The sequence below is a fragment of the Streptomyces sp. NPDC058308 genome, assembly GCF_042880275.1.
GTDB lineage: Bacteria > Actinomycetota > Actinomycetes > Streptomycetales > Streptomycetaceae > Streptomyces.
In genome coordinates, this window is sequence record NZ_JBHVZA010000005.1 from 121,440 (window position 1) to 145,423 (window position 23,984).

Genomic DNA, 23,984 nt, shown 5'->3' on the forward strand with positions numbered 1-23,984 from the left:
GGAGGACGGTTGCACCACCACGGATACCTGTGGACGGGCCCGAAGCAGCGCTTCGACCAAGAGGCGCTGCGGCGGCCCCCGCATCCTGAGCCGCCCCCGGCAGGGAGCAGACCGGAACTGATCCAGCGCTACCGAGAGGTGGTCGCCGAGTTTCCTGGCTCTGATCTGCCGCCCCTGGAAACGGCGTTGTGGCTGATGAAGCCCGGCTCCGTGGTGTGCGGCACGTGGCACGGGCCGAAGGAGGCGGCAGTTTGGCTGCGGGCGCGGCTGACCGAGTACGCGCCTCATTTCGACACCGAGGAGCAACGGGACGGCACACGTTTGGAGTGTCTCGTCAACGCCGCGACCGATCGGCTGGGTTGGGGCGGCGACGTCTCCCTGGGCTTCTACCTCGAACGCCCCTCGTACCTCTCCCTGGCTGTGGTCACCTGTTCTCCCAACCAGTCGGCGCCCGGCCTGCCATGCCCCGTGCCGCAGCCCTGAGGAAGGGGAACCTTGTATCCCTGCGAGTTTCCGGAGGTGAACGGTGGCGGAGACGCCCGCGTTTGAGGAGTTGTTCCGGCTGGCGCGACGGTCCGCCGTGCACCTGGAGATGCGGGACGGATACATGCAGTCCGCCCCGGACTACATCGCCTGGCGAGAGGGCGCGTGGGACACGGCTCGTTGCCTGGACCGAGAGGCGGGCGCGTGGCTCTCGCTCATGCGGGAGATCACCGGCCGGGGCGTCGAGGTGCGCCGGGCGCGGATCGTGTCGGAACCCGTCACCGACTACATCCGCTTTGAGCACCACCTGACGGCCGGGAACATCCAGGCGGGGGAGCAGGTCCGCTGGCTGCCCCGGCGCCGGGCCTCGGATCTCGCGCTTCCGGGGAACGATTTCTGGCTGTTCGACGACAGCCTGGTCGTGTTCCTGCATTTCACCGGGGACGGGGAGCTGTCCCCGGACGGGGATGAAGAGCGTACGACGGATCCCGCCCTGGCCCGGCTGTGCTCAACGGCTTTCGAAGCTGTGTGGGGCCGGGCCGTTCCCCACGAGGAGTACGGGATCTTCTGAGCGCACGGCACCGGTCGGCGGGACGTCAGTGCGGCACCGCACCGAGGCCTCAGTGCCGCACCAAGCAGAACGGATGCCCCGCCGGATCCCCGTACACCCGCCACCCGCCGCCCCCGGACTTCTCGTCCAGAACCGTCGCGCCCAGTGCCAGCACCTGCTCGTGGGCGGACTCCAAGTCGGCGACCTGGAAGTCGAGATGGAACTGCTGGGGCGCGGCCGGGTCGGGCCAGCGGGGTGGGGTGTACGGGGTCACGCGTTGGAAGGCCAGGATCAGGCCCGTGGGCGTGTGCAGGGTCGACCAGGCGGCACTGATGGCCCAGCGGGGGTCCGGGTGGTTCACCGTGCCGCCCAGGAGGGCGCGGTAGAACTCCGCGAGGGGCAGGGGAGCGGGGCAGTCCAGGACCACGCACTGCAGGTTGGCGATCATGCGGTGAGCGTAGGGGGACGTAGGGGGAAAGGCGTCCGGGGCGTACGGAGGCGTACGGATGACAGAGGGCCCCGGCGGCAACTGCCGCCGGGGCCCTCCGATGTGTCAGCCGGTCACGTCACGTCAGACGTTCACGCCGAAGTCCTGCGCGATGCCGACCAGGCCGGACGCGTAGCCCTGGCCGACGGCGCGGAACTTCCACTCCGCGCCGTTGCGGTACAGCTCGCCGAAGACCATGGCGGTCTCGGTCGCGGCGTCCTCGGAGAGGTCGTAACGCGCGATCTCCGTGCCACCCGCCTGGTTGATGATGCGGATGAACGCGTTGCGGACCTGGCCGAAGTTCTGCGAGCGGTTCTCGGCGTCGTAGATCGAGACCGGGAAGACGATCTTCTCGATGTCGGCCGGCAGGCCTTCGAGGTTCACGTTGATCTGCTCGTCGTCGCCCTCGCCCTGACCCGTGACGTTGTCACCGGTGTGGACGATGGTCTGGTCCGGCGTCGCCTTGTTGTTGAAGAAGACGAAGTGCTGGTCGGAGAAGACCTTGCCCTGCGTGTTCACCGCGATCGCGGAGGCGTCCAGGTCGAAGTCGGTGCCAGTGGTGGTGCGGACGTCCCAGCCGAGCCCCACGGTGACGGCGGTCAGGCCCGGAGCCTCCTTGGTGAGCGAGACGTTGCCACCCTTGGACAGGCTTACTGCCATTGTTGGGAGTCCCTTCCCTCGTTACGACGCACCGCCGCCTGTGCGGGCAGTGCGTACGGGCTTCGTACTGGGGACGAAGCTACCTTCACTCCTACCAACGCCGACCGGGGTCCCCAAGGTTCCACTTGGCTTTACTTTCTTTACCCGGGCCTTCTGTGTCCGGGTTTCCGTGAGGTTTCCGCGACCCGGGAAAAAGAGCGTGACGTGAGCCCGACAGGCGCGGGACCATGGAGGCATGTCCGGTCCCTATGTAATCCGCGGTTCGGTCTCCCTGCCGGAGGCCGAGCTCATGTGGCGTTTCTCGCGGTCGTCCGGGCCGGGCGGGCAGCACGTCAACACCAGTGACTCCCAGGTCGAGCTGCGGTTCGACCTCGCGAACACCGACGCGCTCCCCGATGTGTGGAAACAGCGCGCCCTGGAGCGGCTGGCCTCCCGGCTCGTCGACGGCGTCGTCAGCGTACGGGCGAGCGAGCATCGCTCGCAGTGGCGGAACCGGGAGATGGCCGCGGCCCGGCTCGCCTCCCTGCTCGCCGAGGCGACCGCGCCGCCGCCGAAGCCGCGGCGCGCCACGAAGATCCCTCGCGGGATCAATGAGCGGCGTCTGCGGACGAAGAAGCAGCGGAGTGAGACGAAGCGGGGGCGCTCGGGGCAGGGCTGGGGCTAAGCCCCCGTCAGGGGCGCGGGGAACTGCGCGAGCAACCACGAAATAGGCCGCAGTCGCGACTGCCGGGATCCCGGCAGATGCGTCTGCGGCCTGGGCCTTGGCTGATCGCGCAGTTCCCCGCGCCCCTTAAGGGCTGCTCGCGCAGCCCCGCGCCCCTGACGGGCCGCTCCCTCAGCCCAGCTGGCGGTAGCGCCCCCTGAAGTACATCAGGGGACCACCCTCACCGCTCGGCAACGACGCAGTCAGCACGCGGCCGATCACCAGCGTGTGGTCGCCCGCCGTCACCGTCTGTTCCGTGCGGCACTCCAGTGTCGAGAGGGCGCCGCCGACCAGCGGAGCGTCCGACGCGGGCCCGCGCGTGTACGGGATGTCCTCGAAGAGCAGGCGGTCGCTGATGCGGCCCTTCATCGCGAAGCGGCCCGCGATGTGGCGCTGGCTCTCGGCGAGGACCGACACCGCCCACAGCGGCTGCTCGGCGAGCAGGTCGTCCATGCGGGACCCCTCGCGCAGGCTCACCATGACCAGGGGCGGGTCGAGGGAGACGGAGAGGAAGGCCGTGGCCGTCATGCCCACGTCCTCGCCCAGGGGCGCGCCCGGGTCGTCCGGGTCCAGGCCGGGCTCGCGCGCCGTCACCAGGACCACGCCCGCGGCCAGCCGGGACATCGCCGCGCGGAACTCGTCGTTGCTCACCCCATCAGCATGCCCATCCGATGACGGGTGGCGAGGGGAAGGCGGGGCCGGGAGAGTCTTGAGTACGTGAGCCACGTGGTCGAAGCTAGCCCGTGCGCGTCGCCCGAAACATCGGGCTGTGGGCCCAGACCGGTCCTAGGTCCGAAGGTCCGCAGGCCCCGGCCGCCAGGCCTGGCACGCAGTGCCGTCGGCGCGGTGGACTAGTCCAAGGGACTGGACCAACGGCGGTTCCCCATCTGTGACTTGAGTCACAGGGGCCATATTTTGTTGACCCTGTGTACCGAGTGGGCAGCTCGCTGTGATTCAGTGACGGTGGCAATAAGACACTGAGGGCACCAAAGGCACAAGGGCACAGAAGAGTCACTGCCACACGAAGTACGGGCACGGGCACGGAAACACTGCGGGCGCTGCGCATCCTGGAGTTGCTGTCGAGGTCTCGGGGAGAACGAGCATGGAGACCGAGTCGGAGCCGTACGTCCGTCTTGCGACCCTGCGGCAGCTGCACCAGGTGGTAGCGGAGCTGAATACGGCCCGGAGCCTGGCGGACACGCTGCAGACCGTCGCCGACGGCGTCGTCAACGGCCTTGGCTATGAGCTGGCGTGTGTCAATCTCGTGCGCCCGGACGGCGATCTCGTCGTCGCCGCCTTCGCGGGCAACTCCTCCGCCGAGGCCCTCATCACCGGCCGCGTCGGCTCGCGGGACGCCTGGGAGCGCCGCCTCGCCATGGGCGAGGCCTGGGGCGCCCTGCGCTTCATCTCGTACACCGAGGGCTGGGTCCTCGACGACGACGACGTCCCGCAGTGGTACACCGAAGGGCCCGAGCCCCGCTTCGAGGACGAGTGGCACCCCTCCGACCGCCTCTTCGCCCCCATGTACGCGACCGGGGCGGCCGGCGGCGAACTGCTCGGCGTGATCTCCGTGGACCGGCCCCGCAACGGCCGCAGGCCAGGCGCCTGGGGCCGCGAGGCCTTGCAGATGTACGCCTTCCAGGCCGCCATCGCGATCAGCAACGCCCGCCTGCGGGCCAACATGCAGCGCGCCCTGGTCCGCCTCGAGCGCGAGCAGCAGGCACTGCGGGCCAGCGAGGAGAGCTTCCGGCAGGCCTTCGAGTACGCGCCCTCCGGCATGGCCATCGCCGAGATGGGCGGCGACCAGCACGGGCGGATCCTGCGGACCAACGACGCGCTCTGCCGCCTGCTCGGGCGGCCCGCCTCGGCCATGCGGCGCTACTCGTTCTCCGACCTCGTGCACCCCGAGGACATCGGGACGCTCCTGCGCACCTCCGCCGAGGGCGGCCGCGCCGAGCTGCGGCTCGCGCGCCGCGACGGCACGTACGTATGGGTGTCGCTGCGCAACTCCGTCGTCGCCGACGCCGCCGACGGGCCCCGCTTCCTGCTCACGCACGTCGAGGACATCGAGGAGCGCAAGCGCCGCGAGCTCCAGCTCGCCCACCGGGCCAGCCACGACTCCCTCACCGGACTGCCCAACTCCGCCGAGCTGCGCGCCCGGCTCAGCGCCCGTCTCTGTCGCAGGCCCCACGCGGGCCGGCCCAGCGCCGTGGACTCCCTCGACGCCGCGTACGAGCACTTCGACTTCGGCCCCGCCGCGCACCAGCAGGACGACGGGTTCGACCACCACGTGCACACCGTCGCCCCCGAGGGCGGGGAGGGCGACGTCGACGACGGCACCAAGGGCCTCGCCGTCCTCTTCTGCGACCTGGACGGCTTCAAGTCGATCAACGACAGGTTCGGCCACCACACCGGCGACGCCGTCCTCATCGAGGTCGCCCGGCGCCTCACCCACGCGGTGCGGGACGGGGACACCGTGGCGCGGCTCGGCGGCGACGAGTTCGTCGTCCTCGCCGACGGGCTCGGCCGCGCCGACGCCCAGGACCTCGCCGTCCGGCTGCGGAACGGGATCATCCCGCCGATCCGCGTCGACGGCAGGGCGGTCCGCGTGGGAGCCAGTTTCGGCATCGGCTGGGCACAGTGCGGGATGTCGGCGGACGAAGTGCTGCACTCCGCCGACCAGCGGATGTACGTGGAGAAACGGTCCCGTGCCAAACAGCACAGGCGGGCCGGGTAGCGGTCCGGATGAGGCCGACGCCACCCGTTGGGCCCGTGTGGAGCGGGTAGGCTCCCCGCGTCAGCGATGTGAGGGAGTGACCTGGGAATGACGCCCGGCAATAACGGCGAGAACACGCCGAGCGCGCCGCAGGGCGACGACGATCCGTTCGGCTACCTGTACGAGGACGGACAGGCGGCCGGAGCGACCCCGCCCAGCGGTGGGGGCGGCTACGGGTACCCGGGTCCCCGCTCCTCGTACAACCACGTGCGGGCGGTCGGCGACCGGCGCCCGGCGTACGGGCAGCAGACCTACGGCGGCCAGCAGGCGTACGGGCAGCAGGTTCCGCCGCAGCAGCCCCAGCAGGGCTACGGCCGGCCCAATGCCCACTACACCGCCCCCGAGGCACAGCCCGGCGGCGCGCCCGTCGCGTCGCCGCAGCACGCCCCCGCGGGCGGCGGCGGCCGCGGCCGCGGACCCAACACCAAGGGGCTGCTGATCGCCGCCATCGCCGTGGTGGCGGTCGTCGCGCTGGGCATCGGCGCCGCGCTGATCACCGGCAACGACGACGACAAGAGCGACGGCGCGAACGCCGGCGCCAAGCCGTCCCACGCCCAGTCCGTGGAGCCCAGCGAGAAGCCGTCGAAGAAGCCCGCGAAGCCGGCCGACCTGCCCAAGACCGACGCCAAGGCCCTCAAACTGGAGGGCGGCACGACGACGGCGTCCGACGTGAAGGGCGCCAAGGCAGGCGGCGGGGTCTACGTGGCAGGACTCAATAATGTCGGGGCGTCAGTGACGTGGACAGTCGACGACATTCCGAAAGACGGGGCCTACACACTCTTCGTGGGCTACGGAGTGCCTGGTAAGCCTGCCAAGACCACGCTGTCGGTGAACGGCAGCGATTCCCAGCGCAAACTCAACATGGACAACTTTGCCCACGCCGAACAGGGCGCGTGGGACAAGGGCTGGACGGAGACCTATGTCTACGTCCAATTGACAAAGGGCACCAACACGGTGACGGTTTCCTGCCAACAGGGCGACCAGTGTGACGCAAACCTGGACCGGTTGTGGTTGAAGGCCGGTCATGTGAAGCGTTGACAACGCAGACCGTGACGCGAGGCTCCGGGGCGGGAGCCTCGCGTCTGCGTCCACCCGTCAGAAAGCTGTGCGGTGGACGGTGGACCGTCTTCTGTCGGGCCCGGCGGGCCCAGGCGTCAGCCCCAGACTGCGACGCTGGTGATGACGAACGGGGTCGCAGAGGAGTAGTGGCCCGTCTTGATATCGACCTTTTGGCCGTAGCATCCCGGCTCGCTGTAGACGGATATGCGCTTGCCGGATTGGTTGGACACCGTGCGCGCCCCAGCATCGATCCCTGTGCCGACGCATCCGGGCGTGAGCTTTCGGAAGGTGTGAGTCCCCTCGAAGTTCCTTTTCAGCCAAAGGCAGACCTTACCCTTGGGGCAGGAGGCGGCTGAAGCAGGGGACACAGTGAGCGGCAGAAAGACTGCCAGTGCTGCGCCGACCAGTAGAAGCGAACGCTTTTTCATGTGTTGAAGCCACTTTCAGTACGAAAAGCCAGTACTGGATGATCTTGCTGTATTTCACACTGCAGGGCAAACGCGTTCAAACGAGGAGTCGTTGGAAGCGTGTTGTTGTCTTCGACATGGCCTCTCGGGCGAGAGCCAGGTACTTACGCGGATCGACACTCTCGTGGGCGTTCAGGTAGGCGCGGACCTCGCCGGTGAACGCCGTGTTGAGGGCCGTGCCCACATTGATCTTCACCATGCCGGAGCCGATGGCCCGCCGGATCTCCGCGTCCGGCACGCCACTTGAGCCGTGCAGCACGAGCGGTACGGGCACGGCGGCCGCGAGGGAAGCGATCAACTCGTGGTCCAGGGCCGCCGTGCGCTCCGTCATCGCGTGCGAGGAGCCCACCGCCACCGCGAGGGCGTCCACGCCCGTCTCCGCGACGTACGCGGCCGCCTCCGCCGGATCGGTCCGCACCCCCGGCGCGTGCGCGTCCAGCGGAACCTCGCCCTCCTTGCCGCCCACCTCGCCGAGCTCCGCCTCGATCCAGATGCCGCGCTCGCGGCCCCAGCGCACCGCGTCCGCCGTCGCCTTCACGTTCTCGCCGTACGGCAGCTTCGACGCGTCGAACATGACCGAGCTGAAGCCCTCGGGGTGCGCGGCGCGCAGCAGTTCGGGGTCCGTCACGTGGTCCAGGTGGAGCGAGAGGCGGGCGCGGGACGCGCGGGCCACCGCCGCCGTCGCCGCCGCTATCGCGGTCGGGCGGCCGCCGTGGAACTTCACCGCGTTCTGCGATATCTGCAGGATCGCGGGGGCCCCGGCCCGCTCCGCGCCCAGCGCGACCGCCTCCGCGTGCTCCAGGGTGATGACGTTGAACGCGGCGACGCCGTGACCCGCGCCGCGGGCCTCCGTGACGAGTTCTCCGGTGCTGACCAGTGGCACGTGCTCCCCAATTCCCGGGGCGCTGCGCCCCGTTGTGCGGTGCGGATACGGCTCTGCGCAGGTGCCTGCGTACGGCTCTACGTCGTTGCGGAGGCGGTGGCGGCCACCACGACCCGCGGCAGCAGTTCGTCGTACGTGACGGGATCGAACTCGCCCGCCACCGGCGCCGCCACCGTCGCCGCCGACAGCGCCACGGCGCGGGCCAGGCGGTCGGGCCACGGCAGGTGTTCGGCGAGCCCGGAGAGCAGCCCCGCGACCGCCGAGTCGCCGGCGCCGGTCGGGTTGCCGCGCACCCGCTCCGGGGGCCGCGCCCGCCAGGTGCCGTCCGGCGTCACGGCGAGCAGTCCGTCGGCGCCGAGCGAGGCGACCACGGCGTGCGCACCCCTGCGGCGGGCGTCGCGGGTGGCCCGGTCCGGCTCGTGGGAGCCGGTCAGCTCGGCGAGCTCGTCGGCGTTGGGCTTGACGATGTCGGGGCGGGCGGCGACGCCGCGGCGCAGCGGTTCGCCGCTGGTGTCGAGCAGGACCGGGACGCGGGCGGCCCGCGCGGCCCGGACGAGCAGGGCGTACGCCCCGACGGGGACGCCGGGCGGCAGGCTGCCGCAGAGCGCGACCGCGGCCGTGCCCGCCCGGTGCACCAACTCCGTGTAGGAGTCCAGGAAGGCGGCCCATTCGGCGGGGGTGACGGTCGGGCCCGGCTCGTTGAGCTGGGTGGTGTCGCCGGTCGTCGCGTCGACCACGGCGAGGGTGCGGCGGGTGGCGCCGGCGACCGGGGCGAGGGCGTCCGTGACGCGCGGTTCGCCGGCGAGCCGCTCGTGCAGGGTGCGGCCGGTGTCGCCGCCCGCGAAGCCGGTGACCGTCACGTCGTGGCCGATGGCGGCGAGCACGCGGGCGACGTTCAGGCCCTTGCCGCCGGGGCGTTCGGTCACCTCGGTGACGCGGTGCGAGGCGTGCGGGGTGAGGGCGGGGACGCGGTAGGTGAGGTCGAGGGCGGCGTTCAGCGTGACGGTGATGATCATGCGTGCCGCCCCCGAAGTACCTTTCCACCGGCCTCTTTACGGTTCTGATCATGCCAAACGGAAGGCGGTTGGCCCAGGGGTGAGGGCCAACCGCCTTGTGTTCTACGGGTCTACGGGTCTACGGGGGACTGATACGGGTCTGCGGGGGACTGATACGGGGGGCTAAAAGGGCTCAACCACCCATTCGCCCTTGCGCATCACGCCCTTGAGGTCGAACGCCGCGTCCAGGACCACCAGGTCCGCGTCCTTGCCCGGCTCCAGGGAGCCGATCCGGTCGTACTGGCCGAGCAGCCGCGCCGGGTTCACGGAGATCGCGCGGACGGTGTCCTCGACGGACAGCCCGTCGACGGTCACCGAGCGCTTGAACGCGCGGTCCTGGGTCAGGGTCGAGCCCGCGATCGAGCCGCCCTCGACGAGCCGCGCCACGCTGTCCTTCACCTCGACCTCCAGCGGGCCGAGCATGTAGCGGCCGTCTCCGAAGCCCGCCGCGTCCATCGCGTCGGTGATCAGCGCGACGCGGGACGCGCCCGCGTGGTGGAAGGCCAGCCCGAAGGAGGCGGGGTGGAGGTGGGTGCCGTCGTTGATCAGCTCGACGGTGATCCGCTCGTCCTCCAGGAGGGCGGCGATCGGTCCCGGGACGCGGTGGCCGAGGCCCGGCATGGCGTTGAACAGGTGCGTCGCGACGGTGGCGCCCGCGTCGACGGCCTCGACCGTCTGCTCGTACGTGGCGTCGGTGTGGCCGATCGCCGCGATCACGCCGTGCTCGGCGAGCAGCCGTACGGAGTCGATGCCGCCCGGGAGTTCGGTGGCGAGCGTGAACATCTTCGCCTGGCCGCGCGCCGCGTCAAGGAGCTTGCGGACGTCGGCGGGGTCAGGGTCCCTCAGCAGGCCCTCGCTGTGCGCGCCCTTGCGGCACGGGGAGATGAAGGGGCCCTCGAAGTGGATGCCCGCGAGGTCGCCCTGCTCGGCGAGTTCGCTGAGCACCCCGGCGCGCTGGACGAGGAAGTCCATCTCGCCGGTGACCGTGGAGGCGACGACGGTGGTCGTGCCGTGCAGGCGGTGGGTGTGGATGCCCTTGAGGACGTCCTCGACGGTGCCCGAGGTGAAGGAGGCGCCGCCGCCGCCGTGGTTGTGGATGTCGACGAAGCCGGGGACGACCCAGTGGCCGGTGAGGTCGACGGTCTCGGCGTCCGCGACGGGAGCCCCCGCGATGCGGGTGCCTTCGACGAGCACGCGGCCGTTCGTGACGGTCCCGGTGGGCAGTACCACCCGGGCACCGGCGAGAACCTTGCTAGTGGCCATCAGGTGGCTACCTCCGTGGGGTCGGTTTTCCGGTCGCCGGTTCTCCGGTCGACGAGGTCCCAGGCGAGCAGGCCCGCACCCAGGCATCCGGCGGTGTCGCCGAGGGCCGCGGGGACGATGTCCGGCAGCGTCTGGAACTGGACGATGCGTGCCGAGACGGCGGCCCGCAGCGGCGTGAACAACGTTTCCCCGGCCTCGGCAAGACCGCCACCGATGATCAGCGTGTGCGGGTCCAGCAGAGTGAGGGCGGTGAGCAGGCCGTCGGCCAGCGCGTCGACGGCGTTCCGCCAGACCTCCTGGGCCCGCGGATCGCCCGACTCCACGGCCTTCGCGCAGTCCGCGGCGTCGGCCTCCGGGTCGCCGCTCGCCTCGGCCCACGCCTCGCTCACCGCGGACGCGGAGGCCAGGCGCTCCAGGCACCCGTGCTGGCCGCAGCCGCAGGGCGGGCCACCGGGGCGTACGACGATGTGGCCGATCTCGCCGGCCGAGCCGTGGGCGCCGGGCTCGATGGCGCCGCCGATGCCGATGGCGCCCGCGATGCCCGTGCCCAGGGGGACGAACAGGAACCGGTCGGCGCCCTTGCCCGCGCCGATCCTGCCCTCCGCGAGGCCGCCCGTGCGGACGTCGTGGCCCAGGGCCACGGGGACGCCTTCCAGGCGGGTGCTGAGGAGCTCCCGCAGGGGGACGTCGTGCCAGCCGAGGTTGGCCGCGTACACCGCGATGCCGTGCTCGGCGTCGACGATGCCGGGAACGGCGACGCCGGCCGCGGCGGCGGGTTCGCCGAAGCGGGCGATGCCGAGCGCGCGGAGGTCCGCGGCGAAGTCGAGGATGGACTCCACGACGGCGTCGGCGCCCCGCTCGCGGCCAGTGGGCCGGCGCGCCTCGTGCAGCAGGGCGCCGTCCGCCCCAACCAGGGCGGCTTTCATTCCGGTGCCGCCCACATCGAGGGCGATGACGTGTCTCACGGGGGACAGTCTCGCGCGTCACCCCGTGAGAGGTCTAGTCCACTTCCGGGTGGGCGTGGTGGACGGGGGTCTTTTTTCGGGTGCGCGCCCTCGGGGTCAGGTGAGGATGACGCTGCGGGTGAGGTTGCGGGGGCGGTCCGGGTCGAAGCCGCGGGACTCCGCGAGGGCCACCGCGAGGCGCTGGGCGCGAATCAGGTCGGCCAGCGGGTCCGCTTCCTGGCGTGCGACCAGTTCGCCGCCGACGCGGGCCACGTCACCGGCGAGGCCGTCGGGCAGGGTGCCGAACATCCAGGTGACCCGGCCGGGGCCGGTGATGGAGATGGGGCCGTGGCGGTACTCCATCGCCGGGTAGGACTCCGTCCAGGCGCTCGCGGCCTCCCGCATCTTCAGCGCCGCCTCCAGCGCGAGACCGTACGTCCAGCCCCGGCCGAGGAACGTCCACTGCTCGGCGCCGACGACCGCCGCGGGCAGCGGCTCGGTGACGGCGAGCTCCGCGTCGACGGCCGCCTCGGCCACCGTCTTCATGCCGGGGAGGTCGCCGAGCCCGGCCCGCAGGAACGCCAGGGCCGTCGTCGCGAAGCGGGTCTGGACCACCGATTCCTCGTCGGCCCAGTCGAGGACCGCGACGGCGTCCGCCGCGTCCATGACGGGGGTCTCGGGGTCGGCGGTGAGCGCGAGCGTGGGGACCGTGCCCTTGAGCCGCGTGAGGAGGTCGAGGACCTCCGTCGTCGTGCCGGAGCGGGTGATCGCGACGACCCGGTCGTAGCGCCGCCCGGCGGGGAACTCGGAGGACGCGAAGGCGTCCGTCTCGCCCAGCCCGGCGGCCTCGCGCAGCGCCGCGTACGCGATGGCCATGAACCACGACGTCCCGCACCCCGTGACAGCGACCCGCTCGCCGGGCTCCGGCAGCCCGTCGAAGGAGGCGGCCGCCTCCACCGCCCGTCGCCAGCAGGCGGGCTGGGTGGCTATTTCTGCTGCGGTACGCGACATGCGGCAAGGCTCCTCGTCAGTACGGGGTTTCCGGCGTGCTGTGCATGAACGTGATGTGCATAGCAGCCGGTGGGCGGGCGCGGCAACGGCGGACCGACCCGGCGGGGCGGTGGCGGGGCGGCGGCAGGGCGGCGGCGGGGGTGCTGGTGGGGCCGCTGTGGAGGCCGTTGCACAAGTGATATGCGGGTGGTGTAGACCTTGTGTCCGGACTCGGGGGAAACTCGCAGTTCAAGGGCATTGGGGCGCGAAGCCCCGGGACGCGGAAGCAATGAGGGTGGGACAGCTGTGCAGCGGCGCGTGACAGGACTGACCGCGGCGGTGGCCGTACTGGGCATGGCGGGCGTTCTCGCCGGCTGCGGCGGTCCCGGTGACTCGGGCGACGTCACCCTCAAGCTGGTGGCCGCGGACTACGGCGACTCCGCGGCGAACAGTTCCAAGAAGTACTGGGACAAGCTGGCCAGGGGGTTCGAGAAGGAGAACCCCGGCATCAAGGTCGACGTGACCGTCCACTCCTGGAACGACGTGGACCGCGAGGTCAAGGAGATGGTCAAGAAGGGCGAGGCCCCCGACCTGGCGCAGATCGGCGCGTACGCGGACTACGCGGCGCAGGACAAGCTCTACGAGGCCGACGAGCTCCTCTCGATCGCCACCCAGGCGGACTTCCTCGCCCCGCTCTCCCGGGCCGGCGAGGTCAACCGCATCCAGTACGGCATGCCGTTCGCCTCCTCGACCCGGCTGCTCTTCTACAACACCAAGCTCTTCAAGGACGCCCACCTCACCCCGCCGCAGAGCTGGAGCGAGCTGAAGGCGGACGCGAAGGCGCTCAAGGCGCGCGGTGTGAAGATCCCGTACGCGCTGCCCCTCGGCCCCGAGGAGGCGCCCGCCGAGACGCTGATGTGGATGCTCAGCGGCGGCGGCGGCTACACCGACAACGTCGGCTCGTACGACATCGACTCCAAGCAGAACGCGAAGACGTTCGGCTGGCTCAGGGACAACCTCGTCGGCGAGGGCCTGACCGGCCCGACGGCGCCCGGCGAGATGAACCGGGCCGAGGCGTTCGCGGCGTTCTCGCGCGGCGAGGTCGGCATGCTCAACGGCCACCCGACGCTGATGAAGATGGCCGCGAAGAAGGGCGTGAAGTTCGGCATGGTGCCGGCGCCCGGCGTCAACGGCAAGGCGCAGGCCACCATGGGCGTCGCCGACTGGATGATGGCGTTCAAGCAGAACGGCCACCGCAAGGAGGCCGGCAAGTTCCTCGACTACGTGTACAGCAAGAAGAACGTGCTCGACTTCTCGAACGAGTACGACATCCTGCCGGTGACGACGTCCGCCTCCCAGGCGATGGCCAAGGACCGCGGCCACACCGAGCTCGGCAAGTTCCTCGACGAGCTCCCGACCTCGCAGCTCTACCCGGTGGGCAAGACGTCCTGGGCCGAGGTCTCGGCGCAGATCAAGAAGGACATCGGCAAGACCGTCGCGCAGGGCGGCAACCCCGACTCGGTGCTGAAGGGCATCCAGAACCGGGCGGTCGCCGCGGAGAACGCCGAGTAGGGCATAGCGTGTCGGGCATGGACCGTGGGGAAGTCGGCGTGAACCGTCAGGGGCCACAGGAGCTCTCCGCGCGCGACCGTGCCGTCCTCGCCCTGGAGCGGCGGTCGTGGCCGGGCCCGGGGGCGAAGGAACGCGCCATCCGTGAGGAGCTCGGCATGGTGCCGGTGCGCTACTACCAGGTACTGAACGCTCTCCTGGACGACGCGCGGGCGCTCGCCCACGACCCGATTACGGTCAATCGGCTGCGCCGGGTGCGGGAGTCACGGCGCGACGAGCGCTGACGCCGTTAGGGTCGGGCCCATGGGTGACCCTACGTACGCGCAGCCCGACAGGCCCGGACGCCCCGGCCTGCCCGAGCCCGTGACGCCCGCCGGGCGGGACGGGCTCTCCGCACTCCTCGCCCGGCCCGAACGGGCCGTCGTGGCGCTGGACTTCGACGGCACGCTGGCCCCGATCGTGGCCGACCCCGAGCAGGCCCGCGCCCACCCCGACGCCGTGCCCGCGCTCGCCGCGCTCGCGCCGCGCCTGCGGTCGGTCGCCGTGGTCACGGGCCGCCCCGCGGGCGTCGCCGTCCGCTACGGCGGCTTCGCGGGCGTGGCGGGCCTTGAGCACCTCGTGGTCCTCGGGCACTACGGCGCCGAGCGCTGGGACGCCGTCACCGGCACGGTGCACGCCGCCGAACCGCACCCCGGTGTCGCGGCGGTCCGCGCCGAACTGCCCGGGTTCCTCGACGCGATCGACGCCTGGCGCGGCACCTGGATAGAGGAGAAGGGCCGGGCCGTCGCGGTCCACACGCGCCGCGCGCAGGACCCGCAGGCCGCCTTCGACGCGCTGCGCGAGCCGCTCGCCGAACTGGCGGCCCGGCACGGACTGATCGTCGAACCGGGCCGCATGGTCCTTGAGCTGCGGCCGCCCGGGATGGACAAGGGCGTGGCCCTTGAGGAGTACCTGCGCGAGGTGGGCGCCGAATCCGTCCTCTACGCGGGCGACGACCTCGGCGACCTGCCGGCCTTCGGCGCGGTGGAGAAGCTCCGTTCGGACGGTGTCGCGGGGCTCCTCGTGTGCAGCGGCAGCACGGAGGTCACGGACCTTGCCGGGCGGGCCGACCTGGTGGTCGACGGACCGCCCGGGGTCGTGGGGCTGCTGTCGGCGATCGTGGCCCGACTGCCCTGACCGGCGCCGCGCTCAGCCGGTGAGCGCGTGCAGCTGGTCCAGGAACCACTGCGCGGGCGGCAGCGCCGTCGCCGCCGCCGCGAGGCGCTTGGTGCGCTCGGCGCGCTCCTCCAGGGGCATCACGAGGCCTGCGTGCAGGGCCCGCGCGGTGGCCGTCACGTCGTACGGGTTCACGCCGAGCGCGTCCTCGGCGAGCTCCTCGTACGCCCCCGCCTCCCGCGAGAGGACCAGCGCGCAGCCCTCGTCGGAGACGACAGGGACCTCCTTGGCGACGAGGTTCATGCCGTCGCGGATGGGGTTGACCAGGGCCACGTCCGCCATGCGGTAGGCGGCGAGGGAGCGCGCGAAGTCGTCCTTGACGTGCAGCACGACGGGGGTCCAGCCGGGCGTGCCGTAGCGGGAGTTGATGTCGGCGGCGACCCGGGAGACCTCTTCCGTGTAGTCGCGGTAGACCGCGAGGTCCTGCCGTGAGGGGTAGGCGAAGGCGACGTGCACGACGCGCTCGCGCCACTCGGGGTGGGTGTCGAGGAGCTCGCGGTAGGCCAGCATGCCCCGCACGATGTTCTTGGAGAGCTCGGTGCGGTCCACCCGGACGATCAGCTTGCGGGCCTCCCCGTCCTGCTCGCCCGCCTGTTCACGCAGCGCCCGCATCCGGTCCTCGACGTCGTCCCGCCGCGACCGCTCCCGCAGGAAGTCCGCGTCGGCGCCGAGCCCGTGCACTCCGATCCGGGTGCCCGTGGTCCCGCCCACGATCCGTACGCAGCACTCGGTGAACGCGTCCGCCCACCGCCCGGTGAGGAAGCCGAGCCGGTCGGCGCCGAGCATCCCGCGCAGCAGCTGTTCGGCGACGTCGTCCGGCAGCATCCGGAAGTAGTCGGCGGGCGCCCAGGGGGTGTGCGAGAAGTGGCCGATGCGCACGTCCTCGCGCAGCTCGCGGAGCATGCCGGGCACCAGCGCCAGGTGGTAGTCCTGCACGAGGACCGCCGCGCCCGGCGCCGCCTGCGCGGCCAGTGCCTCGGCGAAGGCGCGGTTGTACGTCTCGTACGCCGCCCACTGTGCGCGGAACTCCGGCCCGAAAGCCGGTTCGAGCGGGGTCTGGTAGAGCATGTGGTGGACGAACCACAGCACCGAGTTCGCGATGCCGTTGTACGCGTCCGCGTGGACGTCCGCGTCGATGTCCAGCATCAGGACGCCGTCCTCGCCGACGCCGCGCCGCACCGCCTCGCGGTCGCCGTCGCCGAGCGCCGCGCACACCCACAGGGCGTCCGCCTCGTCGCCGATGGCGCTGAGCCCGGAGACCAGGCCGCCGCCGCCGCGTTTGGCGGTCAGCTCCCCGTCCTCTCCCACCGTGTACGAGACGGGGCCGCGGTTGGAGGCGACCAGTACCTGCGCTGCTGACGATGCGGACTCGGAGACCATGTGGCAGAACGTAGCCCGTCCCGGGGGCGGGCAAACGTACGGCCCCTGTTCGGTCCCCGGCCGCTCAGTCCCCGCGCCCGCGCCCGGCGGCGAGCAGCAGCGCGCCCAGGACGCACAGCGCGACCGCGATCCCGCCGTACAGCAGGGCGCGGGAGTCGCCGGTCGTGGCGAGTTCACCGGCGGGCGCGCCCGCCGCGAGTGTGGCGGGGACGAGGCTCACCGCGCCGGCCCGCCGTATGGCTCTCATGGCCTGCCCGACTCCGCCGACCCGCACAGTTCTGCGCCACACCGTTCCGATCCGCATAGTGGGGCAATATAGGCAAAGCACATCATCGGCGGGGGTTACGCCACGCGTCGATGCGCATACTCGGCGATATCCGTCATCGGCGGCCGCTCCTCCGTGTCGACCGCGTACGTCCGCGGCACGAACCCCTGCTCGCCCCGCTCGAACTGCGTCAGTTCGGGCCGCAGGAGATGGCCGCGCGCGAGCCGCAGCTGCGCCGTCCGGTAGATCGCCGCCGCCATCCGCCCGAGCGCCCGCCCGTCCTGGTGCCGATGCCTGCGCACCCCCACGTCGACCTGCGCGAGCGCGTCCAGACCCACGGTGTGCAGCGCGTCGACGAGCAGCCCGAGCTCCACGCCGTACCCGACGGGGAACGGCAGCCGCTCAAGGAGCGACCTGCGCGCCGCGTACTCGCCGCCCAGCGGCTGGACGAACCCCGCGAGGCGCGGCCAGTGCATGTTCAGGAGCGGGCGCGCCATCAGCTCCGTCACCCGGCCGCCCTGGCCCGCCGCCTCGCCGAGGGGCCGGTCGTACATCGCCTTCACGAAGGCCACGTCCGGGTCGGTGAGCAGCGGGCCCACGATGCCCGAGACGAAGTCCGCGGAGAACTCCCGCAGGTCCGCGTCGACGAACGCGACGACGTCCCCGCCCGTCACGAGCAGCGACCGCCACAGCACCTCGCCCTTGCCGGGCACCGGCGCCACGCGCGGCAGGATCTCGTCCCGGTGGACGACCTTGGCACCCGCCGCCGAGGCGACCTCGGCCGTACGGTCCGTGGAGCCGGAGTCGATCACCACGAGCTCGTCGACCAGCGGAACCTCCTCCATCAGCGCGCGGCGTATCTCGGCGACGATCTCGCCGACCGTCCCCTCCTCGTCGAGCGCGGGCAGTACGACGCTCACCGAGGTGTTGGACGCGCGTTTGGCGGCGACCAGAAGGTCCAGCGGGCGGTCGGCGACGGACCAGGAACGCCTGCTCAGCCAGTGTTCGGCCTCTTCCAGCACGGTCGCGGTCCTCCCATATGTGATCCATCTCGCGGTTCGGACGACTATCTCAAGGGTCCGGGGCTTCGGTTACAGTCTTGAACAACGCCGGTGACCATCGCATGTCGGGGGTCCCGGGCGTCACACAATCGAATACCGCTCATCCAGAGGGGCAGAGGGATACGGCCCGTTGAAGCCCCGGCAACCACCCAGCCGCGCGTCGCAAGACGCAAGTGTCACCGTGTGCGCGATCAGCGCCGCGAGGCTCCCGGCTCGGGAAGGTGCCAATTCCGTCTCGCGACGAGATGCGTCGCGAGGAAGATGAGGAGAAAGGGCCTCGCCTCCATGGCTGTGCAGACTGTCGCCACCGAAAGCACCACCTCTTCCGTAGACCTCGGCCCCGCATCGGGTCTCTCCTGCCGGGAGTGCGGCACGAAGTTCCCGCTCGGTCCGATCTTCGCGTGCGTCGAGTGTTTCGGCCCCCTCGAAGTCGCGTACGACCTGCCGCTGGGCGACCCGGAATCCCTGCGCAAGCAGATCGAGGCCGGTCCCGCCAACATCTGGCGCTATGCCCCGCTCCTGCCCGTCCCCGCCGACGTCGCCGACAAGCCGAACCTGAACCCCGGCTGGACCAAGCTCGTCAAGGCCGACAACCTCGCCAGGGAACTCGGCGTCGAACAGGGCAAGTTGTTCGTCAAGGACGACTCCGGCAACCCCACGCACTCCTTCAAGGACCGGGTCGTCGCGCAGGCGCTCGAAGCCGCGCGTGCCTTCGGCTTCACCACCCTCTCCTGCTCCTCCACCGGCAACCTCGCGGGCGCCGTCGGCGCCGCCGCGGCCCGCGCCGGCTTCCGCTCCTGCGTGTTCATCCCGCACGACCTGGAGCAGGGCAAGGTCGTCATGGCCGCGGTGTACGGCGGCGAGCTCGTCGGCATCGAGGGCAACTACGACGACGTGAACCGCTTCTGCTCCGAGCTCATCGGCGACCCGCTGGGCGAGGGCTGGGGCTTCGTCAACGTCAACCTGCGGCCGTACTACGGCGAGGGTTCCAAGACCCTCGCGTACGAGATCTGCGAGCAGCTGGGGTGGGTCCTCCCCGACCAGCTGGTCATTCCGATCGCCTCGGGATCGCAGCTCACGAAGATCGACAAGGGGCTGAAGGAGCTGATCGCGCTCGGCCTCGTCGAGGACAAGCCGTACAAGATCTTCGGCGCCCAGGCCGAGGGCTGCTCGCCGGTCTCGACCGCGTTCAAGGCCGGTCACGACGTCGTGCGTCCGCAGAAGCCGGACACCATCGCCAAGTCGCTGGCCATCGGCAACCCGGCCGACGGGCCGTACGTTCTGGACATCGCGCGTCGCACGGGCGGTGCGGTGGAGGACGTCAACGACGAGCAGGTCGTTGCCGCGATTGAGCTGCTCGCTCGGAGTGAGGGGATCTTCGCGGAGACCGCGGGCGGTGTGACGGTGGGCGTCACGCGGAAGCTGGTCGAGGCGGGGCTCATCGATCCCTCGCTCACCACGGTGGTGTTGAACACCGGGGACGGGCTCAAGACGCTGGACGCTGTCGCCGAGAGGTCTCAGGCCACCGCCACGATCAAGCCGAGCCTTGAGGCGTTTCGCTCCGCGGGTCTGGCTGACTGAGCTTCTTGTTTCCCTGCGGACCGGCTGTGGCTGGTCGCGCAGTTCCCCGCGCCCCTGGCGGGGCGCCCCTTGCGGGGCTGCCCCCTGATCTTCCGAGGTGAACCCATGAGCGTCAACGTCCGTATCCCCACCATTCTCCGTACCTACACCGACGGCAAGGCCGAGGTCGTCGCCGAGGGGGCGAACCTCGGTGAGGTCATCGCCGATCTGGAGAAGAACCACACGGGCATCGCCGCCCGCGTCCTGGACGACCAGGGCAAGCTGCGCCGTTTCGTGAACGTGTACGTCAACGACGACGACGTCCGCTTCGAGCAGGGTCTTGAGACGGCCACCCCGGACGGCGCGGGTGTCTCGATCATTCCGGCCGTCGCCGGCGGCTGATCCTTTTCCGCAAGAACCCTGCTTAACCCGAATTGCCCTCTCCGTTCGAGAAACGGAGGGGGCAATTCTGCATGGTTGAGCGCGGTACAGTTGGGAAGAGTGCTTCGCCGTTAATGCCGAGCGCATATACGAAGTCGGCCCGGAGTCGACAAGAAGTAGCCAAAGCGCGCTGCCCATTTGAACCTTATGTGGCTTTTGCCTGGCCCGTCTTGCCCTGAATCGTGGCGAATTCTCCGCATATTACCGATCAGGCGTGCCCAGAATTCTCGTCCGATTGACCTGTTGCAGACGGCAGTTGGACAGATACATTCAGCGGCGGTCGACGCGTTCCGGCGCACACCCCCAGCAGTGGGTGGTGAGGTCTGACCCGGGTCCGCGAAGTGCGGTCCTGTGCAAGGGCCAGTAATAGGGGAGTTAGGCATGGCTCAGGGCACCGTCAAGTGGTTCAACGCGGAGAAGGGGTACGGCTTCATCGCGGTCGACGGTGGTGCGGATGTTTTCGTCCACTACAGCGCGATCCAGATGGACGGGTACCGCACCCTTGAAGAAGGTCAGCGAGTCGAATTCGAGATCTCGCAGGGCCAGAAGGGTCCGCAGGCGGACATGGTCAAGCTCGCCGTCTAGCTCGGCGCGACCGACCACCGAAGCAAGCATCGCGAGGGGCTCGTATCCCGTCAGGGGTACGGGCCCCTCGTGTGCGCGCAGTACGCGCGGCGCGCGCCCGCGAGCTGTCCGGGATCCTCGAGAGGCGCTTGCACTCGCAGGGGTCGAGTGCTAATCATTGGGCTTAGCACTCTCCGTGTGAGAGTGACAGAACTTGGATCGGGTCGGTGAGGCCCGCAGACCGGGTGGGGCAAGGAACCACAAGGGCTGCAGGCCGTCCGTCGCGGGCGCCAGCCAGATCCGTTTGCGTTTCCACCCCGTCCGGGAGGACCACTTCACATGGCCAAGATCATCGCGTTCGACGAGGAGGCACGGCGCGGCCTCGAGCGCGGCATGAACCAGCTCGCCGACGCCGTCAAGGTGACCCTGGGCCCCAAGGGTCGCAACGTCGTCCTCGAGAAGAAGTGGGGCGCCCCCACGATCACCAACGATGGTGTTTCCATCGCCAAGGAGATCGAGCTCGAGGACCCGTACGAGAAGATCGGCGCCGAGCTGGTCAAGGAGGTCGCGAAGAAGACGGACGACGTCGCCGGTGACGGCACGACGACCGCGACCGTCCTGGCCCAGGCGCTGGTCCGCGAGGGCCTGCGCAACGTGGCCGCCGGTGCCAACCCGATGGCCCTCAAGCGCGGCATCGAGAAGGCCGTCGAGGCCGTCTCCGGCGCCCTCCTCGAGCAGGCCAAGGACGTGGAGACCAAGGAGCAGATCGCTTCGACGGCCTCCATCTCCGCCGCCGACACCCAGATCGGCGAGCTCATCGCCGAGGCGATGGACAAGGTCGGCAAGGAAGGCGTCATCACCGTCGAGGAGTCGCAGACCTTCGGTCTCGAGCTCGAGCTCACCGAGGGCATGCGCTTCGACAAGGGCTACATCTCGGCGTACTTCGCCACCGACATGGAGCGTATGGAGGCGTCGCTCGACGACCCGTACATCCTGATCGTCAACTCGAAGATCTCGAACGTGAAGGACCTCCTTCCGCTCCTCGAGAAGGTCATGCAGTCCGGCAAGCCGCTGCTGATCATCGCCGAGGACGTCGAGGGCGAGGCCCTGTCGACCCTGGTCGTCAACAAGATCCGTGGCACCTTCAAGTCCGTCGCCGTCAAGGCCCCGGGCTTCGGTGACCGCCGCAAGGCCATGCTCGGCGACATCGCCATCCTCACCGGTGGCACCGTCATCTCCGAGGAGGTCGGCCTCAAGCTGGAGAACGCCGGTCTCGACCTGCTCGGCCGCGCCCGCAAGGTCGTCATCACCAAGGACGAGACGACGATCGTCGACGGCTCCGGTGAGAGCGACCAGGTCCAGGGTCGCGTCAACCAGATCCGCGCCGAGATCGAGAACAGCGACTCGGACTACGACCGCGAGAAGCTCCAGGAGCGCCTGGCGAAGCTCGCGGGCGGCGTGGCCGTCATCAAGGCCGGTGCCGCGACCGAGGTCGAGCTCAAGGAGCGCAAGCACCGCATCGAGGACGCCGTTCGCAACGCGAAGGCCGCCGTCGAAGAGGGCATCGTCGCCGGTGGTGGCGTGGCGCTCATCCAGGCCTCCGCCGTCTTCGAGAAGCTTGAGCTCGAGGGTGACGAGGCCACCGGTGCCGCCGCTGTGAAGCTGGCCCTCGAGGCCCCGCTGAAGCAGATCGCGGTCAACGCCGGCCTTGAGGGCGGTGTCGTCGTCGAGAAGGTGCGCAACCTGACCGTCGGCCACGGCCTGAACGCCGCGACCGGTGAGTACGTCGACATGATCGCCGAGGGCATCCTCGACCCGGCGAAGGTCACGCGTTCCGCCCTGCAGAACGCCGCGTCCATCGCCGCGCTGTTCCTCACCACCGAGGCCGTCATCGCCGACAAGCCGGAGAAGGCGGGCGCTGCCCCGGCCGGCGGCGGCATGCCGGGCGGTGACATGGACTTCTGATCCCTCGCGGATCGATCGTCCTGAGCGCATAGCTCGTACGCAGGGGCGGCACTCTCCTTCGGGAGGGTGCCGCCCCTGCGGCGTTCGTGGCCTCGCCGGAGTTACTACGGCAGGCGGGCCATGATCCAGGTGCAGAGCTCCTCGGTGACCGAGGTGTGGCCCTCGTTCTGGGAGGCGCAGAGGAACTCGTCCAGTTCGCTCTCCTCCTCCGCCGAGGCCGTGACCGGGCCGTACAGCTTCTCGTGGGTGTCGATGTCGCGCAGTGCGATGGCGCTGACCACCGGTACGAAGCAGTGCTCGCGGATGTCCGCATCGGAGCCGAGACCGATGATCGCGGGGATCTTGTCCAGCTCGTCGGCGAGGATGCCGAAGCCCTCCAGGGTGCCGCCAGGAGCGCCGTCCATCTCCGGAATGCCCGACGTGTGGATCTGCGGCTTGCGCAAGGTCACCACCCGCAGCTGCGCGATGAGTTGCTGCTGTCCTGCGGGCTGCGTGTGCAGCCGGGTGCCGGTGATGGCGAGGCCCTTGCCGTGGAAGGCCCGCTCCCCGCCCCGGATGCCGTTCCCCTCACCCGTGCGCACGCCGTTGGCGACGCCGATCTTGCGGGGCCGGCTCGGCCAGCCGCCGACCCGCTCCAGCTCGGCGAGGAACTCCACCCGCTCCTTGTCCGTCTCCGGGCTGTCGTCCCACTCGGCGATGTGCTGCCACAGCAGCTGCCGGGCGGCCGGACTGTTCATCTGGTTCGAGAACGCCGCGTTGAGCCGCCGGATGTAGTGCGCGAACGACTGCAGCGCGAGGGGCACCCACGCGCCGCGGTGCGGGCTGTCGAAGGAGAAGTACAGGGCGGTCTGGTGGTCGTTCTCCGCGCCGCCGTCGTGCTCCATCCTGGCCAGCGCGTAGCGGGCGACGAGACCGCCCATGCTGAAGCCGCCGACGGTCAGCGGGTGCTCGCCCCTGCGCCGGGCTGTCGCCTCCAGGATCGCGGCCCGTACGACCTGGGCGTTGTCCAGGATGGAGGCGCTGCGCTCGTCGAAGCCGATCAGGACGACGTCGTAACCGCGTTGGCGCAGCGCGCTGATGAACGCGTACGGGCCGCACTCCAGGATCTCCCACGAGAAGTTCAGCTCGCTGGGCCCGCTGCTGAATCCGTCGGCGAGGATCACGGGCCGGGTCAGCCCCCGCTCGGTGTCGGCGAGGTACACCCAGGCCCTGCCGTTCGGCAGCGCCCACTCGTCGTCCGGCGCCGGCGCCTCGGTCGGCCGCTCCCTGGCCTCCTTCGAACCGGGCGCCAGGGTCACGCGGGCGGCGGCCCCGAAGGCGGCGGCGATCTGTGAATCGGCGGGCTCGTGGGGTTCGTTCGACGCGTTGGGATCATTGGGCTTGGGCATGAGGGTCCCCTTGTGTACGCGGGCTTGGTGTACGCGGACTTGCCGGTCACGTGCGGTGCCATCTTTGGTACGTCCGGTAGTCGCCGGGTAGGGGGAGCGCCCGATCCGCGTGGTGGCGCGGGGCCTTTCGGACAGGACGGCTTCGGCCGTTTACGGGTGGGGCGCGAGAGGCGTGGGCGTCTGGCCAGGGGGGCGTGGGCGGGCGTGCCGGGAGTATGGGGGCGGGTGGCGGCGCGTCGGCCAAGTCGGGGTCGCG

25 protein-coding genes and 1 riboswitch are annotated in these 23,984 nt (G+C 70.6%); of the genes, 12 read left to right on the forward strand and 13 right to left on the reverse strand.

Annotated elements, in window-relative coordinates:
- The first annotated feature begins 9 nt into the window (after window positions 1–9).
- On the forward strand, window positions 10–483 hold the full coding sequence (locus ACFVYL_RS09585; RefSeq protein ID WP_389714141.1) for a hypothetical protein: 474 nt from the start codon (window positions 10–12) through the stop codon (window positions 481–483).
- A gap of 43 nt (window positions 484–526) precedes the next feature.
- A complete protein-coding gene (locus ACFVYL_RS09590) occupies window positions 527–1,054 on the forward strand; it encodes a DUF6879 family protein (protein ID WP_389714142.1) in 528 nt (175 codons plus the stop codon).
- Between the two features lie 49 nt (window positions 1,055–1,103).
- On the opposite strand, the gene ACFVYL_RS09595 is transcribed toward ACFVYL_RS09590, so the two are convergent.
- Window positions 1,104–1,481, reverse strand: coding sequence for a VOC family protein (locus ACFVYL_RS09595; protein ID WP_389714144.1), 378 nt, complete (start codon window positions 1,479–1,481; stop codon window positions 1,104–1,106).
- Between the two features lie 123 nt (window positions 1,482–1,604).
- Entirely contained in the window at window positions 1,605–2,180 is a 576-nt protein-coding gene (locus ACFVYL_RS09600) for a TerD family protein (protein WP_125513572.1), read from the reverse strand.
- A gap of 235 nt (window positions 2,181–2,415) precedes the next feature.
- Here ACFVYL_RS09600 and arfB point away from each other — a divergent pair, with 235 nt between their 5' ends.
- Window positions 2,416–2,844, forward strand: coding sequence for an alternative ribosome rescue aminoacyl-tRNA hydrolase ArfB (gene arfB, locus ACFVYL_RS09605; RefSeq protein WP_389714145.1), 429 nt, complete (start codon window positions 2,416–2,418; stop codon window positions 2,842–2,844).
- A gap of 171 nt (window positions 2,845–3,015) precedes the next feature.
- Here arfB and ACFVYL_RS09610 read toward each other — a convergent pair whose 3' ends face one another.
- Window positions 3,016–3,507 carry a flavin reductase family protein gene (locus ACFVYL_RS09610; protein ID WP_389714360.1) on the reverse strand — a complete coding sequence of 164 codons (492 nt, stop codon included), beginning with the start codon at window positions 3,505–3,507 and terminating at the stop codon, window positions 3,016–3,018.
- Window positions 3,508–3,985: 478 nt separating this feature from the next.
- On the opposite strand from ACFVYL_RS09610, the gene cdgB reads away from it, so the two are divergent.
- Both cdgB and ACFVYL_RS09620 read left to right on the forward strand, forming a co-directional pair.
- The gene (gene cdgB, locus ACFVYL_RS09615; RefSeq protein WP_389714147.1) at window positions 3,986–5,620 is read left to right on the forward strand and encodes a diguanylate cyclase CdgB; all 1,635 of its coding nucleotides are present in this window, start codon (window positions 3,986–3,988) and stop codon (window positions 5,618–5,620) included.
- A gap of 87 nt (window positions 5,621–5,707) precedes the next feature.
- A complete protein-coding gene (locus ACFVYL_RS09620) occupies window positions 5,708–6,697 on the forward strand; it encodes a carbohydrate-binding protein (protein WP_389714148.1) in 990 nt (329 codons plus the stop codon).
- 116 nt (window positions 6,698–6,813) lie between these two features.
- On the opposite strand, the gene ACFVYL_RS09625 is transcribed toward ACFVYL_RS09620, so the two are convergent.
- The 6 genes from ACFVYL_RS09625 to ACFVYL_RS09650 all read right to left on the reverse strand — a co-directional run bounded on the left by ACFVYL_RS09625 (window position 6,814) and on the right by ACFVYL_RS09650 (window position 12,341).
- Entirely contained in the window at window positions 6,814–7,146 is a 333-nt protein-coding gene (locus tag ACFVYL_RS09625) for a peptidase inhibitor family I36 protein (protein WP_389714149.1), read from the reverse strand.
- A 76-nt stretch (window positions 7,147–7,222) separates the two neighbouring features.
- Window positions 7,223–8,068 carry a ketose-bisphosphate aldolase gene (locus ACFVYL_RS09630; RefSeq protein WP_389714151.1) on the reverse strand — a complete coding sequence of 282 codons (846 nt, stop codon included), beginning with the start codon at window positions 8,066–8,068 and terminating at the stop codon, window positions 7,223–7,225.
- Between the two features lie 77 nt (window positions 8,069–8,145).
- Window positions 8,146–9,084 (reverse strand): 1-phosphofructokinase family hexose kinase, encoded by a 939-nt coding sequence (locus ACFVYL_RS09635; RefSeq protein WP_389714152.1) that lies wholly within the window; start codon window positions 9,082–9,084, stop codon window positions 8,146–8,148.
- A 162-nt stretch (window positions 9,085–9,246) separates the two neighbouring features.
- The gene (gene nagA / locus ACFVYL_RS09640) at window positions 9,247–10,386 is read right to left on the reverse strand and encodes an N-acetylglucosamine-6-phosphate deacetylase (RefSeq protein ID WP_389714154.1); all 1,140 of its coding nucleotides are present in this window, start codon (window positions 10,384–10,386) and stop codon (window positions 9,247–9,249) included.
- Complete coding sequence (locus ACFVYL_RS09645; protein ID WP_389714156.1) at window positions 10,386–11,351, reverse strand: ROK family protein; 966 nt, start codon at window positions 11,349–11,351, stop codon at window positions 10,386–10,388. The genes nagA and ACFVYL_RS09645 overlap by 1 nt, the downstream gene beginning before the upstream one ends.
- A 96-nt stretch (window positions 11,352–11,447) precedes the next feature.
- The gene (locus tag ACFVYL_RS09650) at window positions 11,448–12,341 is read right to left on the reverse strand and encodes an SIS domain-containing protein (RefSeq protein WP_389714157.1); all 894 of its coding nucleotides are present in this window, start codon (window positions 12,339–12,341) and stop codon (window positions 11,448–11,450) included.
- Between the two features lie 333 nt (window positions 12,342–12,674).
- Between ACFVYL_RS09650 and ACFVYL_RS09655 the strand changes: the two genes are divergently transcribed.
- Genes ACFVYL_RS09655 through otsB form a run of 3 tightly spaced genes read left to right on the forward strand, consistent with a single transcriptional unit; the run spans window position 12,675 to window position 15,065 of the window.
- The gene (locus ACFVYL_RS09655; protein ID WP_389714362.1) at window positions 12,675–13,892 is read left to right on the forward strand and encodes an ABC transporter substrate-binding protein; all 1,218 of its coding nucleotides are present in this window, start codon (window positions 12,675–12,677) and stop codon (window positions 13,890–13,892) included.
- Window positions 13,893–13,909: 17 nt separating this feature from the next.
- The gene (locus tag ACFVYL_RS09660; protein WP_389714159.1) at window positions 13,910–14,173 is read left to right on the forward strand and encodes a DUF3263 domain-containing protein; all 264 of its coding nucleotides are present in this window, start codon (window positions 13,910–13,912) and stop codon (window positions 14,171–14,173) included.
- A gap of 19 nt (window positions 14,174–14,192) precedes the next feature.
- On the forward strand, window positions 14,193–15,065 hold the full coding sequence (gene otsB, locus ACFVYL_RS09665; protein WP_389714160.1) for a trehalose-phosphatase: 873 nt from the start codon (window positions 14,193–14,195) through the stop codon (window positions 15,063–15,065).
- A gap of 12 nt (window positions 15,066–15,077) precedes the next feature.
- Here otsB and ACFVYL_RS09670 read toward each other — a convergent pair whose 3' ends face one another.
- From ACFVYL_RS09670 to ACFVYL_RS09680, 3 genes are all read right to left on the reverse strand, one after another.
- Entirely contained in the window at window positions 15,078–16,484 is a 1,407-nt protein-coding gene (locus ACFVYL_RS09670; RefSeq protein WP_389714162.1) for a trehalose-6-phosphate synthase, read from the reverse strand.
- Between the two features lie 64 nt (window positions 16,485–16,548).
- The gene (locus ACFVYL_RS09675; RefSeq protein ID WP_389714163.1) at window positions 16,549–16,731 is read right to left on the reverse strand and encodes a hypothetical protein; all 183 of its coding nucleotides are present in this window, start codon (window positions 16,729–16,731) and stop codon (window positions 16,549–16,551) included.
- A 95-nt stretch (window positions 16,732–16,826) separates the two neighbouring features.
- On the reverse strand, window positions 16,827–17,771 hold the full coding sequence (locus ACFVYL_RS09680) for a glucosyl-3-phosphoglycerate synthase (protein WP_389714165.1): 945 nt from the start codon (window positions 17,769–17,771) through the stop codon (window positions 16,827–16,829).
- Window positions 17,772–17,907: 136 nt separating this feature from the next.
- Window positions 17,908–18,078: riboswitch (SAM riboswitch) on the forward strand.
- On the opposite strand from ACFVYL_RS09680, the gene thrC reads away from it, so the two are divergent.
- The 4 genes from thrC (at window position 18,072) to groL (ending at window position 22,340) form a co-directional block, all read left to right on the forward strand.
- Window positions 18,072–19,391: a threonine synthase gene (gene thrC / locus ACFVYL_RS09685; RefSeq protein ID WP_389714167.1), complete on the forward strand. Its 1,320-nt coding sequence runs from the start codon at window positions 18,072–18,074 to the stop codon at window positions 19,389–19,391. It overlaps the preceding riboswitch by 7 nt.
- A gap of 105 nt (window positions 19,392–19,496) precedes the next feature.
- Window positions 19,497–19,772: a MoaD/ThiS family protein gene (locus ACFVYL_RS09690; RefSeq protein ID WP_389714168.1), complete on the forward strand. Its 276-nt coding sequence runs from the start codon at window positions 19,497–19,499 to the stop codon at window positions 19,770–19,772.
- A gap of 420 nt (window positions 19,773–20,192) precedes the next feature.
- Window positions 20,193–20,396 (forward strand): cold-shock protein, encoded by a 204-nt coding sequence (locus tag ACFVYL_RS09695; RefSeq protein WP_005315736.1) that lies wholly within the window; start codon window positions 20,193–20,195, stop codon window positions 20,394–20,396.
- Window positions 20,397–20,714: 318 nt separating this feature from the next.
- Window positions 20,715–22,340, forward strand: a complete 1,626-nt coding sequence (gene groL / locus ACFVYL_RS09700) for a chaperonin GroEL (protein ID WP_389714170.1) — start codon at window positions 20,715–20,717, stop codon at window positions 22,338–22,340.
- A 104-nt stretch (window positions 22,341–22,444) separates the two neighbouring features.
- Here groL and ACFVYL_RS09705 read toward each other — a convergent pair whose 3' ends face one another.
- Window positions 22,445–23,728 carry an esterase/lipase family protein gene (locus ACFVYL_RS09705; protein WP_389714171.1) on the reverse strand — a complete coding sequence of 428 codons (1,284 nt, stop codon included), beginning with the start codon at window positions 23,726–23,728 and terminating at the stop codon, window positions 22,445–22,447.
- Window positions 23,729–23,984 lie beyond the last annotated feature (256 nt).

Bases quoted from the DNA above. Each gene is read 5' to 3' on its own strand.
- ACFVYL_RS09620 (WP_389714148.1), top strand. From the start codon at position 5,708: ATGACGCCCGGCAATAACGGCGAGAACACGCCGAGCGCGCCGCAGGGC.
- ACFVYL_RS09595 (WP_389714144.1), bottom strand. From the start codon at position 1,481: ATGATCGCCAACCTGCAGTGCGTGGTCCTGGACTGCCCCGCTCCCCTG.
- otsB (WP_389714160.1), top strand. From the start codon at position 14,193: ATGGGTGACCCTACGTACGCGCAGCCCGACAGGCCCGGACGCCCCGGC.
- ACFVYL_RS09675 (WP_389714163.1), bottom strand. From the start codon at position 16,731: ATGAGAGCCATACGGCGGGCCGGCGCGGTGAGCCTCGTCCCCGCCACA.
- ACFVYL_RS09690 (WP_389714168.1), top strand. From the start codon at position 19,497: ATGAGCGTCAACGTCCGTATCCCCACCATTCTCCGTACCTACACCGAC.
- ACFVYL_RS09650 (WP_389714157.1), bottom strand. From the start codon at position 12,341: ATGTCGCGTACCGCAGCAGAAATAGCCACCCAGCCCGCCTGCTGGCGA.
- ACFVYL_RS09705 (WP_389714171.1), bottom strand. From the start codon at position 23,728: ATGCCCAAGCCCAATGATCCCAACGCGTCGAACGAACCCCACGAGCCC.
- ACFVYL_RS09660 (WP_389714159.1), top strand. From the start codon at position 13,910: ATGGACCGTGGGGAAGTCGGCGTGAACCGTCAGGGGCCACAGGAGCTC.
- ACFVYL_RS09600 (WP_125513572.1), bottom strand. From the start codon at position 2,180: ATGGCAGTAAGCCTGTCCAAGGGTGGCAACGTCTCGCTCACCAAGGAG.
- ACFVYL_RS09695 (WP_005315736.1), top strand. From the start codon at position 20,193: ATGGCTCAGGGCACCGTCAAGTGGTTCAACGCGGAGAAGGGGTACGGC.
- ACFVYL_RS09610 (WP_389714360.1), bottom strand. From the start codon at position 3,507: ATGTCCCGGCTGGCCGCGGGCGTGGTCCTGGTGACGGCGCGCGAGCCC.
- ACFVYL_RS09625 (WP_389714149.1), bottom strand. From the start codon at position 7,146: ATGAAAAAGCGTTCGCTTCTACTGGTCGGCGCAGCACTGGCAGTCTTT.
- nagA (WP_389714154.1), bottom strand. From the start codon at position 10,386: ATGGCCACTAGCAAGGTTCTCGCCGGTGCCCGGGTGGTACTGCCCACC.
- ACFVYL_RS09670 (WP_389714162.1), bottom strand. From the start codon at position 16,484: ATGGTCTCCGAGTCCGCATCGTCAGCAGCGCAGGTACTGGTCGCCTCC.
- ACFVYL_RS09655 (WP_389714362.1), top strand. From the start codon at position 12,675: ATGGCGGGCGTTCTCGCCGGCTGCGGCGGTCCCGGTGACTCGGGCGAC.
- ACFVYL_RS09635 (WP_389714152.1), bottom strand. From the start codon at position 9,084: ATGATCATCACCGTCACGCTGAACGCCGCCCTCGACCTCACCTACCGC.
- thrC (WP_389714167.1), top strand. From the start codon at position 18,072: ATGAGGAGAAAGGGCCTCGCCTCCATGGCTGTGCAGACTGTCGCCACC.
- groL (WP_389714170.1), top strand. From the start codon at position 20,715: ATGGCCAAGATCATCGCGTTCGACGAGGAGGCACGGCGCGGCCTCGAG.
- cdgB (WP_389714147.1), top strand. From the start codon at position 3,986: ATGGAGACCGAGTCGGAGCCGTACGTCCGTCTTGCGACCCTGCGGCAG.
- arfB (WP_389714145.1), top strand. From the start codon at position 2,416: ATGTCCGGTCCCTATGTAATCCGCGGTTCGGTCTCCCTGCCGGAGGCC.